This window comes from Marinobacter sp. MBR-99 (assembly GCF_040547575.1).
GTDB lineage: Bacteria > Pseudomonadota > Gammaproteobacteria > Pseudomonadales > Oleiphilaceae > Marinobacter.
Window position 1 is genome coordinate 93536 of sequence record NZ_JBEPPY010000004.1, and the last position, 16416, is coordinate 109951.

Sequence of the window (16416 nt, forward strand, 5' to 3'; positions counted from 1 at the left end):
GTCCGGGAAACGCTACGAGCACATCCTTGTGCGCTTCGTTCGGGCCATCCCTGGCCCTCAAGATTCCCGGACAGGGCCTCTCAACCCGCGCTCTCACACGTTGTGCCTGCCTCCCCGGAACCTCTGTTAGGCTCCCATGTTCTCATCTTATTGCAGAAGCGAAGGCTAGCCTTGTTGTCTTAACTTCTGCGCCAACCGGTTACTGTTCCTTGCCGCCAAGGCATACACCGACAACTGCGGGTTCGCGCCAATGCTGGTGGGGAAGATGGACGCGTCGTGGATGCTCAGGTTGGCCACCTGGTGGTGTTCGCCGAAGCCGTTGACCACGGAGTTTTTCGGGTCGGCGCCCATGCCGCAGCCGCCCATCTGGTGCGCGGTGAACAGGCGGGCGCGGTGGGGTTTCATGGGGAGTTGGTTGATGGCGTTTTTGGCCTGGGTCCAGCTGGTGTACCAGCCGGAGTCCAGGTGCACGGCCTGGACGGCTTCGGCACCGGCGGCGAACTGGATTTCGGCCATGTCCAGGTAGGCCTGGCGGATGCCTTGCCAGAGGTAGTCGGTGATGGGGTAGTCCAGTACCGGGCTGCCGTCGTCCCGCAGGCTGACGGTGCCGCCGGGGCTGTCTTCGTGGAAGCCGTCGCGCAGCAGGGCGATGACGGATTGCATCCAGGGCAGTTGGCCGAGGTTGTCTCTCTGTTCCTGGCCATGGCCGGGAACCACGCCGGCGGCCATGGCGGGGTGCAATGGAGGGACTTCCAGTTTGTAGCCGACCGGGCCATCGACGCCGTGCTTGAAGTTGAATTCGTCGGAGTAGATCGACTGAGGCGCACCGTAGAAGGGATCAACCTTGGCGGGCATACGGGCGACGGTGGCATTGACCGGGTGGATGAATGAACGTTTGCCCACGCGCTGGTAGGGGTCCGGCAGTTCCGAGCGCAGCAGCAACCCGGGTGAGCCGATGGCGCTGGCGGCGACCACGAAGTGGCGGGCTTTTAGGGTGACGGTAACGCCGGAGGGCGTGACACCGTTCGGGCCCATGGCGCTGGCCTGCAGGTAGTCGATGCGGTCCTGGTTCATCACCAGCCGGTCGGCGCGCAGGCCGTGGAACAGTTGGGCATTGTTGTCCAGGGCGCCAGGGATGGTGGTCATCAGCGCGCCCTGTTTGGCGTTGGTGGGGCAACCGACGCCGCAGTAGCCAAGATTCCAGCAGCCTTTGACGTTCCGGGGTATTACCTGCCAGGAGTAGCCGAGCTTTTCACAACCTTGCTTGAGAATGTCGTTGTTCAGGTTTGGCGGTGTCACCCAGGGCGCCATGGTATGGCGTTCTTCCCGGCCCTGGAACCAGGGTGCCATGGTGTCCGGGGCCAGATCGCTCAGGCCCAGGTTCTGGCTCCAGTAATTCAGGGTTGCGTCCGGCGTGCGGAAACTGCTGGTCCAGTTCACCGTCGTCGAACCGCCCACACAGCGGCCCTGAAGAATAGCAATGGCACCGTCTGCAGTCACCCGGCTCATGCCCTCCTGGTACAGACTGGCGTAGGACGTCAGCTCATCCATCTTGAAATCTTTCTGGTAATACAGCCGGCCTTCTTCCACCAGAATCACCGATAAACCCTGCCGGGCCAGAATCTCCGCCGTGGTGCCGCCACCGGCACCGGTGCCGATGACCACCACATCCGCTTCCACGGTCTGATCGTTGGTCAGTTTGCTGGCATCAGTCACATTCCAGCCAGAAGCCAGGCCCCGGGCGATAGGATCGTTCATGGACATACTGTTCTCCGTAATCTGCGGTGGGGTCAGGCGTTGTGGAACTGGGGCAGGGCATCAACCGCCCAGGCGGGCGGCCCGGGGTAGCCAGACAAATGCCAGTGCTGGTCATGGCCATAGAACGCCACATTACTGATCTTGGTCAGGGCAATGTAGCCGTTATTCAGCAGACCAATCCGGCTATCCCGCCACCGATTAAGAAACGCCTCGGCACTCTCGGTACTGACCGAAGGCCAGTCCGACCACACCCGCGCCAGGGTTATCCGGGTAGGCGCGAAATTCAGCAGATCAAACAGCTTGCGCAGCTCCTTCTGGTTCGCCGGCCCGAACATCACAATGCCCTGATCAATCCGCTCAATGGTCCCGGCAATCGCGTACTGCCGCTGATTCGGCTCCTCCGGCAGCGCACCGGCAAACATTGCCGGTAACAGCGCCTCAAACAGGGCAATATCATCCCGGCTCAGAAACTCGAACTGGTAACTGGCGTCCATACGGGAATCAACGGCACTCACCCGCCCGGCGGGGGCCGTAGCGCAGCCTGTGAGGCCGGCGGTCATGCTGACGGTACTCAGGAACATGGCGCCGCCGAGGCCGGTTTTCAGGAAGCTGCGTCGGCTAAGTTCCGGTTGATTTTCAGGGCAGTATTTCGGGGAAGGCGTGGTCATTGTTGAGGCTTCTTTTAACGTTATTGTTATAGGGCGGCAGGCACTGTGCCGGTGGCTGGGGTGTGGTGCGTCTTTCCAAGACTGTGCAAAACATGGATGTTTTGCTCAAGCCTACATGGACGTATTCACGGCGTGTCTTGGAAAGACGCACCACACTCCAGCCCTGCACCAAGCAATCAGGCTTCAGCGAATAAACAGCTTATAAACCATCCGATGAGCAGCCGTTCCATGCGGCGCATAAACAAACTTGCCGCTGTTGAACTTCTGCTTGGTAAAGATCGCCCGGTGGTGCGAGAAGGTCAGGAACCCTTCCTTGCCATGGTAATGGCCCATACCGGAATCACCGATACCACCAAACGGCAGATCATCCTGCGCCACATGCATCAACGCGTCGTTGATACACATACCGCCAGACAGTGTGTTATCCACCACAAACTGCTGATGCGACTTGTCATAGCCAAAGAAATATAACGCCAGCGGACGCGGACGATCATTGATGTAATGAACGGCTTCTTCCAGACCGCCGTAACTCACCACCGGCAGAATCGGCCCGAAAATCTCATCCTGCATCACCTTCATGTCCGGCGTGGTTTTCAATACCAGCGTCAGCGGAATCTTCCGGGTGCCGTCCTTCATGTTCTCATTGGCGGGATTGATCTCCACCAGCTCCGCACCTTTGGCGCGGGCGTCCTCCAGATAGCTCTGCAGGCGATCATACTGACGCTCATTGATGATCGCCGTGAAATCATCATTATCCCGCAGGCTCGGATACATCTCGGCAAACTTCGCGCGGAACTCGTCCACAAACCCCTGAACCCGATCCGCCGGGCACAGAACATAATCCGGTGCCACACAGGTCTGGCCCGCGTTAAATGCTTTACCGAAAGCAATCCGCTGGGCCGCGTCTTCCATCGGCACATCCGGAGACACAATCGCAGGCGACTTGCCGCCCAGTTCGAGGGTCACCGGCGTCAGGTTTTCTGCGGCAGCGCGCATCACCAGCTTGCCTACCGAGGTGGAACCGGTGAACAGCAGGTGATCAAAGGGACGTTGGGAAAAATCGGCGGCCACGTCCGCCTCGCCGGTAATCACTGACACCAGATCCTCCGGGAACATGGATTCAATGATTTCCTTGAACAGCGCCGAGGTATGCGGCGTGAATTCCGACATCTTGATCATGGTGCGGTTGCCGGCAGCCAGAGACGCCACCAGCGGTCCGACGGCCAGATACAGCGGATAGTTCCAGGGTACGATCACGCCCACCACGCCTTTTGGCTGGTAGTGCACCTTGTTGCTGGCGGGCTGGAACAGAACGGAGACATGCCGCTTGGAAGGCTTCATCCATTCGTTCAGGTGCTTGAGCGTGTAATTGATACCCTGGATCGAGGGCATGACTTCCGCAATCAGGGTTTCATCCTTTGAGCGGCAACTGAAGTCCCTGTCAATGGCTTCTACCAGACGGTCCTGGTGACTTAGCAAGGCACGCTTGAGCCGTTTCAGATTCTCCTTGCGTTCGGTCAGAGACGGCATCGGGTTGTTCCGGAACGCCTTCTTCTGGTCCTCAAACACGCGATGGGTGTGCTGAATCTGCTTTTTGCTCTCGGTGAGCTGGACGACAGTGGCTCCCATGTTTCTCTCCCCATTGGCTGCCGGGCGATACCCTGAGCCTGTTGTTTTTGGTTGGCTAAAATCTGGACAATTTGCACTTGGGGGTATTATTAGAGTATATACTCTAGGCAGTCAAGAAATGACGGTTGGCTCATCGGGCCATCCGTGATGCAGATAACAACAATCACTGGCGGGACGATGAAAACCAGAGACAAAATTCTGCTATCCAGTCTGGAGCTGTTTAACGAGCGGGGTGAGCGAAACATCACCACCAATCACATTGCCGCGCATCTGGCGATTTCTCCGGGCAACCTGTATTACCACTTCCGGAACAAGTCCGACATCATTTACGAGATCTTCCAGGAGTATGAAAAGTTGGTCGATTATTACCTCGATATTCCGGAGGATCGGCTGCTGACGCTTGACGACCTGACCTTTTACCTGGAATCGGTATTTGACGGTTTGTGGAGTTATCGATTTTTTCACCGGGACCTGGAATATCTGCTGGACAGCGATACCAGGCTGCGCCAGGACTATCGGGAATTCACCAATCGATGTCTTGCTGCCATCAATCGTATTTTCGGCAAGCTGGCGGAGGCGGGTATCATTGAGCCGCAGCCGGAAGATTTACGTTCGGCCATGTCGCTCAACGTCTGGCTGGTGATCACCAACTGGATGGCTTTTCTGAAAACAGCCCACGCCAGTGACGAGCCGGCCAGTCTCACCCTGACCGAACTCAAGCAGGGTATTTATCAGGTGCTGACTCTGGAATTGCCTTATCTGACCCCGGATTATCGCGAGCAGGTGCTGGCGTTACGTGAAAAGTATCGGCCAACGCTGCCGGAAAATCCGGAGCAGAGCGGTGAGGCCTCGCGGGCTGAAACCGGGGTTTCTGTCGGGATTGATTAAAAATTGAACTTTTTCCCGCGATCGCGTTCAAACATAGCGACGTGGGAAACCGGACATTTCCTGCGTCTCCTGAGTGAGTTCTCAGGTACGTCGCAAACCCTGACGTTTCACCGGCCTGTCTGATGGCAGGCCGGTTTTTTTTATCAGGGGGTTTCCGATTCCGGCGCCTCCAGCCAGTCCGTCAACGCTTCCCGGCAATCATCCACGCCACGTTTTGAGGTGGCGGAAAACATGATCAGGTGTGCAACACAGGCATAGGGTTTCAGCTTCTGGGCAATGCCCAGCATGGCGGTTTTCGCTTGCCCGAATTTCAGCTTGTCGGCTTTGGTGGCAAGAATCATCAGTGGCAGGTTGTTATGCTCGCACCATTCCACCATCATTTGGTCGAAGTCGGTGAGCGGATGCCGGATATCCATCACCAGCACCAGGCCTCGAAGGCAGCGGCGATCATTCAGGTAATGCCCCAGATGCTGTTGCCAGTCGTCTTTCATGTCCCGGGAGACTTTGGCGTAGCCGTAACCGGGCAGGTCGACCAGGCGCATGTTTTCTTTATTGAGTGTAAAAAAGTTTATCAGCCGGGTGCGGCCGGGTGTTTTACTGGTCCGGGCCAGTTTGCCGTTTGCAGTAATGGCGTTCAGCGCGCTGGACTTGCCGGCATTGGAGCGCCCGGCGAAGGCAACTTCGGCACCGATGTCTGGCGGGCACTCGTCCAGTTTGGACGCGCTGATCAGAAAACGGGCACTGTTGAACGAAACGCTTTTTTGAGTCAGATCAGGGTCCACGATGGTTGGCATTCCTTTGGATTTCAGTTATCGGCGATTAATGTATAATGCTACACCAATTTCCGGCGGGACGCTGCGCGTTGCCGCTGTCAGCCCCGGTGATGAGCCAGATAGATCGGCGCCTGCCGGCTGCACAACGAAGAATACTTTCAAGATGCAAAGATGAGAGAAGCGGAGCGAGCATGAAAAGACTGATCGCAGGAGTTGTTCTCGGAGTTGGCCTGACGGCAATGGCTCACGGGGCAGGAGATCCGGCAGCGGGTGAACAGAACGCAGCGGTATGTGCAAGCTGTCACGGCCAGGGTGGTGCCAAGCCAATCATGGCGGTGTACCCCAAACTGTCCGGATTGGGCGAGAAATATCTGTACCGGCAGCTGGTCGACATAAAAAACGGAGATCGTCCGATTCCGGAAATGACCGGGTTGCTGAATAATATGTCTGACCAGGACCTGTGGGACCTGGCGGCGTACTACAACAGCCAGGAAATGGTTGTTGGTCAGGCCGATCCGGATCTGGTTGAGCGTGGCCAGGCGCTGTTCCGTGGCGGTAACATGGCCTCCGGCGTTGCTGCATGTGCCGGTTGCCATAGCCCGAACGGTGCTGGCAACGAGCCAGCTGGCTACCCTCGCTTGGGCGGCCAGTCAGCTGAATACGTAGAGAAGCAGCTGAAAGCCTATCGTGATGGCGAGCGCGCAGGCACTACCAACGCCAATATCATGGTGGACGTGGCTGCCCGTCTGACCGATGCTGAGATCAAGGCCTTGGCAAACTACGTTTCCGGCCTTAACTGAGTTCGGCTTCTGTAGCGAGTTGTAGAAACCCCGCCAAGGCGGGGTTTTTGCTGCTTACCTTTCCGTAACTATTCCCTTCTGGCCAGCAGTGGAACTTTCCCGGTTTGCTGGGTCATAATCGGTGTCAAAACAGAATATCGAATCCGGAGATTCCCGATGATCAGAACACTAGGCACAGTTGTTGTTTTCACGCTTTCAATGGTGGTTGGTGCCGTTGCGCAGGCTCAGTCGTGGGTTGAGAATACTCATTATCGCACTCTGGACAACCCGGTGCGCACGGCGTCAGACGAAGGTGTGGAGGTTGCGGAAGTGTTCTGGTACGGCTGCCCCCACTGTTATAACTTCAAGCCGCTGATCGAGGCGTGGACTGATCAGGCTCCCGATTACGTGAACGTTGTAAAGCTGCCAGCGGCACTGGGGCAGAGCTGGGAGCCACATGCGTATGCCTTTTATGCGCTAGAGGCCATGGGCGAGCTGGACAAGGTGCATGACGCCTTGTTTACCGCCCTGGCCGGCGAGCGTCGTCCCCTGAATTCGCCGGAAGCGCTGGCGGATTTTGTCAGTGGTTACGGTGTTGACGCTGAAGAGTTCCTGAACAACTACCGGAGTTTCGGTGTTCGTGCGCGGGTCCAGCAGGCTCAGGCCAAGATTCGTGGCGCGCGTATTACCGGGACGCCGACTATGCTGGTAAATGGCAAGTATGTGGTCAGCGCCTCCATGGCAGGCGGCCATGAGGCCGTGTTGTCGGTGGTTGACTACCTGGTCGAGCGGGAACGTGCTGCGGCAGAGTGATCGGCCGGTAGTCAGGGGCGCGTTCCGGTTCAGCGTGGGAATCCCCTGTTATGTATAAGCGTCTGCGCAACCAGATCAATGGCATCCTCCGGGGCCCGGAAGGTCCCCGTGGGGCGAGTTCTGGCAGCGAGCATGTGCCTGAGTTTGAGCCTCATCGTCATATCCGGCTGCTCACCTTCAATATCCAGGTGGGCATCAATACCTCGTCTTACCATCACTACCTGACCCGTAGCTGGCAGCACTTTTTGCCTCATCGCCGCCGTATCGAGAATCTGGATCGGATTGCTTCCCTGCTGCGGCAATACGATGTGGTGGCGCTGCAGGAGTGCGACGGTGGCAGTTTGCGCAGTGGTTACATCAACCAGGTGCAGTATCTGGCAGAAGCTGCGGGCATCCCCTATTGGTACCAGCAACTGAACCGCAATCTGGGACAGATTGCGCAGCACAGCAATGGTTTGCTGAGCCGGTTTCGGCCCCTGGATGTCACGGAGCACAAACTGCCGGGTCTCATTCCTGGCCGCGGCGCCATTATTGCCCGTTATGGGGCGGAAGATGATCCGCTGATACTGGTGCAGATGCACCTGTCCCTCAGCAAAGCGGCACAGCAGCGGCAACTGGGTTATGTGCGGGATCTCATTGCCGACTACCGGCATGTAGTCCTGATGGGGGATATGAATGCCCATGCAGAGCAACTGCTGACCCAGACACCCCTGAAGGAGACGGATCTGATACCCCTGCCTGGCACGGCTCACAGCTTCCCCAGCTGGCGGCCTGAAAAAGCCCTGGACCATATTCTGGTCAGTCCTTCCCTGGAAATCCGGCGCGCCGAGGTGATCAGTTATCCGGTGTCGGATCATTTGCCTATCGCGATGGATATTGCTTTGCCTAGGGGGTATCTGGAAACTTTTTGAGGCCTGCAGGTCCTTTTGGGTGTCTTGGTGTTTGTCTCAGGCATAAAAAAACCCGGCTCGCTGGCCGGGTTTTTTGTGGAGGCAGGATCAATTACTTGATCTTGGCTTCCTTGTACGCAACGTGCTTGCGGACAACCGGATCGTACTTTTTGATCTCGATTTTTTCCGGAGTGTTACGCTTGTTCTTTTTGGTCGTGTAGAAGTGACCAGTGCCTGCTGATGAAACCAGCTTGATTTTCTCGCGCATGATGCGGCTCCTTAAACTTTCTCGCCGCGGGCACGAAGATCGGCCAGCACAGCGTCAATGCCTTTTTTGTCGATGATGCGCATGCCCTTGGTGGAAACGCGCAGCTTCACGAAACGCTTCTCGGTCTCAACCCAGAAACGGTGGTTCTGCAGATTCGGCAGAAAACGACGACGAGTGTGGTTCATCGCGTGGGATACATTGTTACCGGTAACCGGACGCTTACCGGTAACCTGACAAACTCTGGACATACTTGCCTCCGACCTGAGCAATGGTCTATCAATACGAATTCGTTGTTTAATGCGTCTCTGGTTGCTCCGGAGCAATAACTGCCACCGGTTCGCGCCTCTAAACTGAACGCTGCTCGCCAGACGCCGCCAGAAAGGGACGCTTTTATACCAGAACTGGCCGACCAACGCAAAAAATTGTTGGGAATTTGGTCAGTTTTCCGGAGGCGAACCTGCTGCAGCTACATCAACCCTCGTTCAGCCAGGGATATTACCTCACCGTGGCCGATAACCATATGGTCAAGAACCCTGATATCCACCAGTCCGAGCGCTTCTTTCAGTCTGCGGGTCAGGGAAATGTCTGCCTGGCTGGGCTCCGCGACACCAGAGGGGTGATTGTGAGCAAAAATGACAGCGGCGGCGTTGTCTTCGAGGGCCTGGCGAACCACTTCCCGGGGATACACGGCAGCGCCGTCAATAGTGCCGCGAAACAGCTCCCGATACTGGATAACCCGGTGGCGGTTATCCAGGAATAGCCCGGCGAACACTTCGTGGGGGTAAGTGCCCAGCCGGCTGGTGAGAAAGCGGCGGGTATCGGCCGGTGAGCGCAGCGGATCGCCCTGGCGTAGTGGTTCGTCCATCACCCGGCGGGCCATCTCCATGGCGGCCTGAACCTGGGCGTATTTGGCCGTGCCGAGGCCTTTGACCTCGCAGAATTGCCTGCGGGAAGCGGTCATCAGGCCTCGCAAGCCGGAAAATTCAGAAATCAGATGGCGGGCCAGTTGCATCACCGGCATGCCAGTGGTGCCGGTGCGCAGGAAGATGGCCAGGAGTTCGGCGTCAGACAGGGCTTCCGGGCCGTGGGCCAGAAGGCGCTCACGGGGCCGCTCATCGGTTGGCCAGACAGGGTTGGTCATGCTGTGCTTCCTTGCGTGTCAGATTGTGATGCATCCTGCATCGGTTCTCAGAATTACAAAGGTTACTCCAAAAAGTAACATTTGGTAAACGAACGGGTGCTCTTGCAGGCTGCCTGTCGGGCCCGGGCGTGCTATCTTATAACCCTTTCATTTTACGGGATTACGGAGCCCTTCATGGCTGCCAAACGAATTCTGCTGGGAATCACCGGGGGCATTGCTGCCTATAAAAGTGCCGAACTGGTCCGGCTGCTCAAAAAAGCGGGCCTTGAAGTGCGGGTGGTGATGACCCGGGGTGCCGAGGCGTTTGTGACGCCGCTGACCTTTCAGGCCCTCAGCGGCGAGCCGGTGCGTACATCGCTGCTGGACCCGGAGGCCGAGGCCGGCATGGGCCATATTGAGTTGGCCAAATGGGCCGATCAGGTGGTGGTGGCGCCCGCCTCTGCGGATTTTCTGGCCCGTCTGGCTCAGGGGATGGCGGACGACCTGTTGACCACGGTTTGTTGTGCCACTGAGGCGCCCATTGTGGTGGCGCCGGCCATGAACCAGGCCATGTGGAAGAATGTCCGGACCCGGAGAAACATGTCCCTGCTGGCGGAAGACCCGCAGATCACCATCTGGGGGCCGGATCAGGGCGAGCAGGCCTGCGGTGATACAGGCCCTGGCCGGATGCTGGAGCCGGACGCCCTTGCCAGTCGGATTCTGGCTGATGCACCCCGGGCCACTGTCGGAGCGCTGGCGGGAAAACGGGTGGTGATCACTGCAGGCCCTACCCGCGAACCCATTGATCCGGTGCGTTATATCTCCAACCACAGCTCCGGCAAGATGGGGTATGCCCTGGCTCGGGCGGCAGCAGATGCGGGTGCCCAGGTGGTCCTGGTCAGCGGTCCGGTCAACCTGCCGGTGCCGGATGGCGTGGCAGTCCGACCGGTGATGACGGCGCAAGACATGTTGCAGGAAGCGGAACGGGTAGTGGCGGAGGGCTGCGACATTTTTATCGCCACGGCGGCGGTGGCTGACTACCGGCCTGCTGCCTGTGCCGGCGACAAGATCAAGAAAACGGACGAAGCGATGACACTGTCGCTGGTGCGTAATCCGGACACCCTGGCGACCATTGCCGCCCGCAAGAATCCGCCGTTTACCGTGGGCTTCGCCGCTGAAACCACAGATGTCGCCCGCTATGCCAACGATAAAATGCAACGCAAGAAGCTCAATATGATTGTGGCCAATGACGTGTCGGTCCCGGGGCTGGGCTTTAACAGTGATCAGAATGCCGTCACGGTATTCTGGCCGAGCGGGGAGCAGGCGATTGGCCCGGACAGTAAACAGGCCATCGCAGGCACATTGGTGGCGTTGATCGCCGAACACAGCAACAAGGTCGGGAACTCATGACGCAAAAGAAACTGCAGGTACGAATCCTGGACGATCGAATTGGCACCGACATCCCGTTTCCGGAGTATGCAACGCCGGGCTCAGCCGGCCTGGATCTGCGTGCTTGCCTGAATACACCATTAACGGTTGAGCCGGGTGAAACTCACCTGATTCCGACCGGGCTATCCGTGCACATTGCCGACCCATCGCTGGCGGCAATGATCCTGCCGCGCAGCGGTCTTGGCCACAAGCACGGCATCGTGCTGGGCAACCTGGTGGGGTTAATCGATTCCGATTACCAGGGTGAATTGATGGTGTCCTGCTGGAACCGGGGCCAAACCCCCTTCACCATCGCCATTGGTGAGCGTATTGCCCAGCTGGTTCTGGTACCGGTTGTGCAGGCAGACTTTGAAGTGGTGTCTGAATTCGGTGCCAGTGCTCGCGGCGAGGGCGGGTTTGGTTCAACCGGAACGCACTGAACCGGTTGCCGGAGGCTGGCAGCGTTTATGCAGGTCGGCGTCTATACTTTTCTGGTAACTGATTGTCCGGGACGTAAAAAACATTGCGGGAAGCACTATGAAACTCGGTAAAAAGAAAATCAAAGAGCCGTCGGTGGATGACACTCCCGAAAAGAAGCCGGGAAAGAAAAACAAGCGAAAAACAGAATCCTCAGGTTCGGGCCTTAAACGACTCAACACCGTTGCACTCAATCAGTCGCTGGTGGTGGTTCTGGCCGGCGTGGTTGCGGTGGCTCTGCTTCATTTTCTGGTGATTGCGGCCGCCGGTGAGCACAGTTACCAGCAGGCCCGGGTGGTTGAGGCCGACGGCGCCCAACAGAGACTGAACCAGTACTTCAGTGCCCAGCAGGAACAGGTGCGTGCCCTGGCCAATCAGCGCTATGTAAATAATCAGCTTGCCGGGCAAGGTGACCGAAACGAGCTGGAGCGACAACTGCAGGCGGCTTTGCCGGGAGCCCAGGCGGTTTTCGTTTTCCGTTACCGTGATATTCCGCGCACCGGCAGCAGCGACAGTCTGCTGGGGTTTGCCGGGCTGGAGCTGGCACGGCGGGCAGAGAACGGGCAGTCGCTCTGGCCTGACGCCTTCCCCCGCAACGATCAGTGGTATCTCCAATTCGCTGCGCCGGTTCGTCACCCGGTCAGCAACGCTGTGCAGGGCAGTGTGCTGGTGGTCTACAGCGCGGACCACATTCAGCCGCTGTTGACCGTGAGCAACCAGCAGTTGGGAGGTCAGTTGTCACTGGTACAGTCAGTGTCGGGTGCCCAGCGCACGGTGGTCAGCGCCGGTCGCGGAGCGGGCCCTGCTGAAGCCAGAACCCTTTCGAATCCGGACTGGTCGGTAGTGTACCAGCCAGCCCGGGCGCCAGAGGCACCGGTCAATACCATTGTAGCTGCCGTTCTGGTTGGCATTCCGGCGCTGGTGGCTGCGATTGTTGTCTGGATGTTGCTGGGCGGCGCCCAGCGCGGTATTCGTCAGGATGTGACGGCCTTGATCCAATGGTCGCACAAGGTGTTTGGCGGCGAGCGGGTGAAACTGCCGACCTTCCATTGGGATATGGTGGCGTCAACCGGTGAAGTACTGTTGCGCCTGTCGCAGGTGGTTGATAAACGCTTGGCAAAAGCCGCCGAAAGCGCAAAACCGCAGCAAACTGCAGTCGGTACCAGAAAGCCCGCTTCCGGTGAAGAAGAACCCCTGTTCCAGGACAAGGACATGCCCGACATCGACATGCTCGATGGCGACGAGGATGTGCTGGGTTTTGGTAGCGGCGATGACGCTTTGTTCGATGAAGATATCCCCGAGGTGATGGAAGCCGAGCTGCCATCCGTGGAGGTTGCTTCCGAGATCTTCAGGGCCTATGACATCCGTGGAGTTGTTGGCGAGACCCTGTCGCCCGACGTGGTGAAGGTGATCGGTCGCGCCATCGGTTCCGAGGCTGCGGCCCGCGGTGTGACCTCCATCTGCATTGGTTACGATGGCCGTCATTCCAGCCCGGACCTGGCCGATGCACTGGCCAGTGGCATCATGGCCACCGGTTGTAACGTGATCCATGTAGGGGCTGTACCTACGCCGGTGCTCTATTTTGCAACACATCAGCTGCAGACCGGCTCCGGTGTGATGGTGACCGGTAGCCACAATCCCGCCAACTATAATGGCCTGAAAATCATGCTGGGCGGTGAAACTCTGTCTGGTGAGGCGATTCAGAAACTGTACCAGCGTATTCAGACCGCCGACTTCACCTCTGGCCAGGGCGCCCAGTCCCGGGAGGACGTACGCCGTGCCTATCTGGACCGGATTGTCGGTGACATCGCGGTGGCTGCGCCGCTTAAAGTCGTAGTGGATGCCGGTAACGGCATCGCGGGCGAACTCGGCCCCATGCTGATTGAGGAACTTGGCTGTGAGGTAACCCCTCTGTATTGCGAGGTGGACGGCGACTTCCCCAATCACCACCCGGACCCGGGCAAGCCGGCCAACCTGCAGGACCTGATCGCCAAAGTGCAGGAAACCGGCGCCGATATCGGCCTGGCCTTTGATGGTGATGGCGACCGTCTGGGCGTGGTGACCAACACCGGCAAGATCATCTGGCCCGACCGGTTGCTGATGCTGTTCGCCCGCGATGTGGTGTCCCGTAACCCTGGGGCGGATGTCCTTTACGATGTGAAATGCAGCCGCCGTCTGGCGGGCGTGATTTCCGAAGCCGGTGGCCGGCCTATCATGTGGAAATCCGGCCACTCGCTGATGAAAGCGAAAATGAAGGAAAGCGGTGCCCTGTTGGCCGGTGAAATGAGCGGTCACGTGTTCTTTGGTGAACGTTGGTACGGCTTTGATGACGGCCTGTATTCGGCCGCCCGGTTGCTGGAAATCCTGGGTATTGAGGATCGTCACAGTGACGATGTCTTCGCCGACTTCCCCGAGGATATCAGCACACCTGAGCTGAATGTCGAGGTGACGGAAAGCGAGAAGTTCGCGATCATTGAGCGCCTCGGCGAGCTGGCCGAATTTGGTGACGGCAACATCAGCACCATCGACGGCATTCGGGTAGATTATGCTGATGGCTGGGGGCTGTGCCGGGCGTCCAACACCACGCCGGTGCTGGTGCTCAGGTTTGAGGCCGAAACTGACGAGGCCCTTGAGCGGATAAAAGCCGTTTTCCGTGAACAATTACAGAAGGCCGCACCGGACCTGGTTGCGGATTTCTGACAAGACACATTTTCTGACAGCAAGGAATGACACATCACCATGGCGCTGGATCGTGAAACAGCAATGCAGGTGGCCTCGGTACTGAGCCGGGGCCTGCCCTATATCCAAAGATTTACTGGCAAGACCGTTGTCATCAAATACGGCGGCAATGCCATGGAAAACGAAGAACTCAAGAGCAGCTTTGCCCGGGACGTGGTGCTGATGAAACTGGTGGGCATCAACCCCATCGTGGTTCACGGTGGCGGCCCCCAGATTGGCGAGCTACTGGAGCGTTTGAACATCAAATCCCGCTTCGTGAACGGCATGCGCGTGACCGACGCCGAAACCATGGACGTGGTGGAAATGGTGCTGGGTGGCCAGGTGAACAAGGAGATTGTGTCCCTGATCAATGCCCAGGGTGGTACCGCCGTGGGCCTGACCGGTAAAGACGCCAACCTGATCCGTGCCCGCAAACTGGAAGTGGTTGACCGTTCACCGGAACTGGAACGACCGGAGATCATCGACATAGGCCACGTAGGCGAGGTTGCCAGCGTCAATGTGGATGTGATCGATATGCTCACCCGCAGCAACGTGATTCCGGTGATCGCGCCGATCGGCGTGGGCCCGGATGGCGCCTCCTATAACATCAATGCCGACCTGGTGGCCGGCAAGGTGGCGGAAGCCATGAAGGCGGAAAAACTGATTCTGCTGACCAACGTCTCCGGCCTGAAAAGCAAGGAAGACAAGGTGCTGACAGGCCTGACCGCCCAGCAGGTCAACGACCTGATTGATGATGGCACCATCCACGGCGGCATGCTGCCGAAGATCCGCTGTGCGCTCAGTGCGGTGGAAAACGGCGTGCGCACCTCCCACATCATTGATGGCCGTGTTGCCCATGCCTGTTTGCTGGAAATCTTTACCGACGAAGGCGTTGGTACCCTGATTTCCCGGAACTAATCAACCTGACCCGGGAGCAACCGGATGAAGCGCCTGCTGTCATTACTGATCACGTTGGGAATCGTGGCTTTTGTCGGTTTCAAGGCCGGCGTCTGGTGGCTGACGGATCAGCGCATGGCACAAGCGCGGTCGGAGCTCTCCAGCTATGGCGTGCTGGAGCGTGGCCAGATCGGCTCGGCCCTGGACGGACGGGTGACCCTGAGGCAGTCCCGCTGGGAAGATTTCCGACTGACCCAGCCGTTGCAACTGGGTCTGATTGAGTTTGATGCCGGTTCCCCGGTGACCCTGCTGACCACCCTGGCTAACCCGTCACCGCTGCCGGCGACCTGGTCGCTGGCGGCAGAGCAGGCCCGTATGGCTCTGGAGCCTACCATGTTCCGGAACTGGCTGACCGCGGGGACTGAGGCACAATCGCGGCTGCCGCCGCTGGTGTCGCTGGCCTGTGCACCTGATCCCCGGCAGCAGTTGAGCAGTGGCGACCTGATGCGCATGGGGATTTCCGCCATAAGCGGCGATGTTCATCTCACACAGAGCTCTGCAGGGGTTCGGTTTGAGATCAACAGTGCAGAAACCGGCAGCCTGGAAGCGGAATGGTCGGGCGCCCGGGTTCATCTCTCCGGCCTGGCGGCCACCCTGGAGAGCAGTGCTGAGCCGGTTCGTATGACGTTTCGTGATGCCGGCCTGATGCGCCGCCTGTCGGCATACTGTGCCCGGGAAACCGGACAGGACGTGAACCAATGGGCCCGTAACGCCGTCTCAGTGATGGAGGCGGGCCTGAAAGCCCGCGGTTACGATGGCAGCGATCAGTTACTGGCGCTCTATCGCCAGTGGCTGATGGAAGGTGGCGAGCTGCGATTTGCCATTCAGCCCCGCTCTGGAACTTATGGAATACCCGTACGTTCCGAATCGACGCCCGAGGCGGCCTGGTCCGTTGACTACAATGGTGCCGGGGTTCCTGACATCTACTTGACCGAAATAGAAGTCCCTGAGCCACAGTTGCCCCTCGAAGCACTGGAGCCTGTGCCCCCCCGGGAGGAACCCGGTGTTCAGCAATGGTACCCGGCGGAGCTGGAAGGGGCGCAAGCCTGGCTGGGGCGGCAGGTGCGGGTGACGCTGTCCAACGGCAATCAGGTGGAAGGCCGCCTGGTCAGCGTGGGTGAGCGCGAACTGGAAGTGTCACGTACCGTTGCCGGCGGAGAGGTGGCTTATCCGATACTGATTCGGGCGATCACCCAATTTGATGTCTGGCGGCGGGGCAGGGCAGACTGAGATCAACGGCCGGGAGGCTA

The 16416-nt window shown here is 58.6% G+C and carries 16 protein-coding genes; 9 read left to right on the forward strand and 7 right to left on the reverse strand.

Annotated features, from left to right (window positions below):
* Nucleotides 1-165 precede the first annotated feature (165 nt).
* From ABIE59_RS04760 to ABIE59_RS04770, 3 genes are all read right to left on the reverse strand, one after another.
* Nucleotides 166-1764: a GMC family oxidoreductase N-terminal domain-containing protein gene (locus ABIE59_RS04760; protein WP_354444737.1), complete on the reverse strand. Its 1599-nt coding sequence runs from the start codon at nucleotides 1762-1764 to the stop codon at nucleotides 166-168.
* A 26-nt stretch (nucleotides 1765-1790) separates the two neighbouring features.
* Nucleotides 1791-2426: a hypothetical protein gene (locus ABIE59_RS04765; protein ID WP_354444739.1), complete on the reverse strand. Its 636-nt coding sequence runs from the start codon at nucleotides 2424-2426 to the stop codon at nucleotides 1791-1793.
* Nucleotides 2427-2609: 183 nt separating this feature from the next.
* On the reverse strand, nucleotides 2610-4055 hold the full coding sequence (locus ABIE59_RS04770) for a coniferyl aldehyde dehydrogenase (protein ID WP_061330827.1): 1446 nt from the start codon (nucleotides 4053-4055) through the stop codon (nucleotides 2610-2612).
* A 177-nt stretch (nucleotides 4056-4232) separates the two neighbouring features.
* Between ABIE59_RS04770 and ABIE59_RS04775 the strand changes: the two genes are divergently transcribed.
* Nucleotides 4233-4943 (forward strand): TetR/AcrR family transcriptional regulator, encoded by a 711-nt coding sequence (locus ABIE59_RS04775; protein WP_354444741.1) that lies wholly within the window; start codon nucleotides 4233-4235, stop codon nucleotides 4941-4943.
* 143 nt (nucleotides 4944-5086) lie between these two features.
* On the opposite strand, the gene yihA is transcribed toward ABIE59_RS04775, so the two are convergent.
* Nucleotides 5087-5725, reverse strand: a complete 639-nt coding sequence (gene yihA, locus ABIE59_RS04780; RefSeq protein ID WP_354444743.1) for a ribosome biogenesis GTP-binding protein YihA/YsxC — start codon at nucleotides 5723-5725, stop codon at nucleotides 5087-5089.
* Between the two features lie 182 nt (nucleotides 5726-5907).
* On the opposite strand from yihA, the gene ABIE59_RS04785 reads away from it, so the two are divergent.
* The 3 genes from ABIE59_RS04785 to ABIE59_RS04795 all read left to right on the forward strand — a co-directional run bounded on the left by ABIE59_RS04785 (nucleotide 5908) and on the right by ABIE59_RS04795 (nucleotide 8219).
* Nucleotides 5908-6516 carry a c-type cytochrome gene (locus ABIE59_RS04785; RefSeq protein ID WP_354444745.1) on the forward strand — a complete coding sequence of 203 codons (609 nt, stop codon included), beginning with the start codon at nucleotides 5908-5910 and terminating at the stop codon, nucleotides 6514-6516.
* Between the two features lie 156 nt (nucleotides 6517-6672).
* Nucleotides 6673-7308: a thiol:disulfide interchange protein DsbA/DsbL gene (locus tag ABIE59_RS04790; RefSeq protein ID WP_354444747.1), complete on the forward strand. Its 636-nt coding sequence runs from the start codon at nucleotides 6673-6675 to the stop codon at nucleotides 7306-7308.
* A 50-nt stretch (nucleotides 7309-7358) separates the two neighbouring features.
* Entirely contained in the window at nucleotides 7359-8219 is an 861-nt protein-coding gene (locus ABIE59_RS04795) for an endonuclease/exonuclease/phosphatase family protein (protein WP_354444749.1), read from the forward strand.
* A 91-nt stretch (nucleotides 8220-8310) separates the two neighbouring features.
* Here the strand turns inward: ABIE59_RS04795 and rpmG are convergent, their stop codons facing one another.
* The 3 genes from rpmG to radC all read right to left on the reverse strand — a co-directional run bounded on the left by rpmG (nucleotide 8311) and on the right by radC (nucleotide 9607).
* On the reverse strand, nucleotides 8311-8466 hold the full coding sequence (gene rpmG, locus ABIE59_RS04800; protein WP_008173465.1) for a 50S ribosomal protein L33: 156 nt from the start codon (nucleotides 8464-8466) through the stop codon (nucleotides 8311-8313).
* 11 nt (nucleotides 8467-8477) lie between these two features.
* Entirely contained in the window at nucleotides 8478-8714 is a 237-nt protein-coding gene (gene rpmB / locus ABIE59_RS04805) for a 50S ribosomal protein L28 (protein WP_058091504.1), read from the reverse strand.
* A 218-nt stretch (nucleotides 8715-8932) separates the two neighbouring features.
* Nucleotides 8933-9607, reverse strand: coding sequence for a RadC family protein (radC, locus tag ABIE59_RS04810; protein ID WP_354444753.1), 675 nt, complete (start codon nucleotides 9605-9607; stop codon nucleotides 8933-8935).
* Between the two features lie 174 nt (nucleotides 9608-9781).
* On the opposite strand from radC, the gene coaBC reads away from it, so the two are divergent.
* The 5 genes from coaBC to ABIE59_RS04835 all read left to right on the forward strand — a co-directional run bounded on the left by coaBC (nucleotide 9782) and on the right by ABIE59_RS04835 (nucleotide 16396).
* Entirely contained in the window at nucleotides 9782-10996 is a 1215-nt protein-coding gene (coaBC, locus tag ABIE59_RS04815; RefSeq protein WP_354444755.1) for a bifunctional phosphopantothenoylcysteine decarboxylase/phosphopantothenate--cysteine ligase CoaBC, read from the forward strand.
* Entirely contained in the window at nucleotides 10993-11454 is a 462-nt protein-coding gene (gene dut / locus ABIE59_RS04820; protein ID WP_354444757.1) for a dUTP diphosphatase, read from the forward strand. The genes coaBC and dut overlap by 4 nt, the downstream gene beginning before the upstream one ends.
* A gap of 97 nt (nucleotides 11455-11551) precedes the next feature.
* Nucleotides 11552-14191, forward strand: coding sequence for a phosphomannomutase/phosphoglucomutase (locus ABIE59_RS04825; protein WP_354444759.1), 2640 nt, complete (start codon nucleotides 11552-11554; stop codon nucleotides 14189-14191).
* Nucleotides 14192-14230: 39 nt separating this feature from the next.
* Nucleotides 14231-15127, forward strand: a complete 897-nt coding sequence (argB, locus tag ABIE59_RS04830) for an acetylglutamate kinase (protein ID WP_058091499.1) — start codon at nucleotides 14231-14233, stop codon at nucleotides 15125-15127.
* 24 nt (nucleotides 15128-15151) lie between these two features.
* Nucleotides 15152-16396: an aq_1923 C-terminal domain gene (locus ABIE59_RS04835; RefSeq protein WP_354444761.1), complete on the forward strand. Its 1245-nt coding sequence runs from the start codon at nucleotides 15152-15154 to the stop codon at nucleotides 16394-16396.
* The last annotated feature ends 20 nt before the right edge of the window (nucleotides 16397-16416 follow it).

What these genes read in the sequence shown, in the direction of transcription:
- rpmG (WP_008173465.1), bottom strand. Translation starts at nt 8,466, where the DNA reads ATGCGCGAGAAAATCAAGCTGGTTTCATCAGCAGGCACTGGTCACTTC.
- ABIE59_RS04765 (WP_354444739.1), bottom strand. Translation starts at nt 2,426, where the DNA reads ATGACCACGCCTTCCCCGAAATACTGCCCTGAAAATCAACCGGAACTT.
- argB (WP_058091499.1), top strand. Translation starts at nt 14,231, where the DNA reads ATGGCGCTGGATCGTGAAACAGCAATGCAGGTGGCCTCGGTACTGAGC.
- ABIE59_RS04785 (WP_354444745.1), top strand. Translation starts at nt 5,908, where the DNA reads ATGAAAAGACTGATCGCAGGAGTTGTTCTCGGAGTTGGCCTGACGGCA.
- ABIE59_RS04795 (WP_354444749.1), top strand. Translation starts at nt 7,359, where the DNA reads ATGTATAAGCGTCTGCGCAACCAGATCAATGGCATCCTCCGGGGCCCG.
- ABIE59_RS04775 (WP_354444741.1), top strand. Translation starts at nt 4,233, where the DNA reads ATGAAAACCAGAGACAAAATTCTGCTATCCAGTCTGGAGCTGTTTAAC.
- rpmB (WP_058091504.1), bottom strand. Translation starts at nt 8,714, where the DNA reads ATGTCCAGAGTTTGTCAGGTTACCGGTAAGCGTCCGGTTACCGGTAAC.
- coaBC (WP_354444755.1), top strand. Translation starts at nt 9,782, where the DNA reads ATGGCTGCCAAACGAATTCTGCTGGGAATCACCGGGGGCATTGCTGCC.
- dut (WP_354444757.1), top strand. Translation starts at nt 10,993, where the DNA reads ATGACGCAAAAGAAACTGCAGGTACGAATCCTGGACGATCGAATTGGC.
- ABIE59_RS04790 (WP_354444747.1), top strand. Translation starts at nt 6,673, where the DNA reads ATGATCAGAACACTAGGCACAGTTGTTGTTTTCACGCTTTCAATGGTG.
- ABIE59_RS04825 (WP_354444759.1), top strand. Translation starts at nt 11,552, where the DNA reads ATGAAACTCGGTAAAAAGAAAATCAAAGAGCCGTCGGTGGATGACACT.
- ABIE59_RS04770 (WP_061330827.1), bottom strand. Translation starts at nt 4,055, where the DNA reads ATGGGAGCCACTGTCGTCCAGCTCACCGAGAGCAAAAAGCAGATTCAG.
- radC (WP_354444753.1), bottom strand. Translation starts at nt 9,607, where the DNA reads ATGACCAACCCTGTCTGGCCAACCGATGAGCGGCCCCGTGAGCGCCTT.
- ABIE59_RS04835 (WP_354444761.1), top strand. Translation starts at nt 15,152, where the DNA reads ATGAAGCGCCTGCTGTCATTACTGATCACGTTGGGAATCGTGGCTTTT.
- ABIE59_RS04760 (WP_354444737.1), bottom strand. Translation starts at nt 1,764, where the DNA reads ATGTCCATGAACGATCCTATCGCCCGGGGCCTGGCTTCTGGCTGGAAT.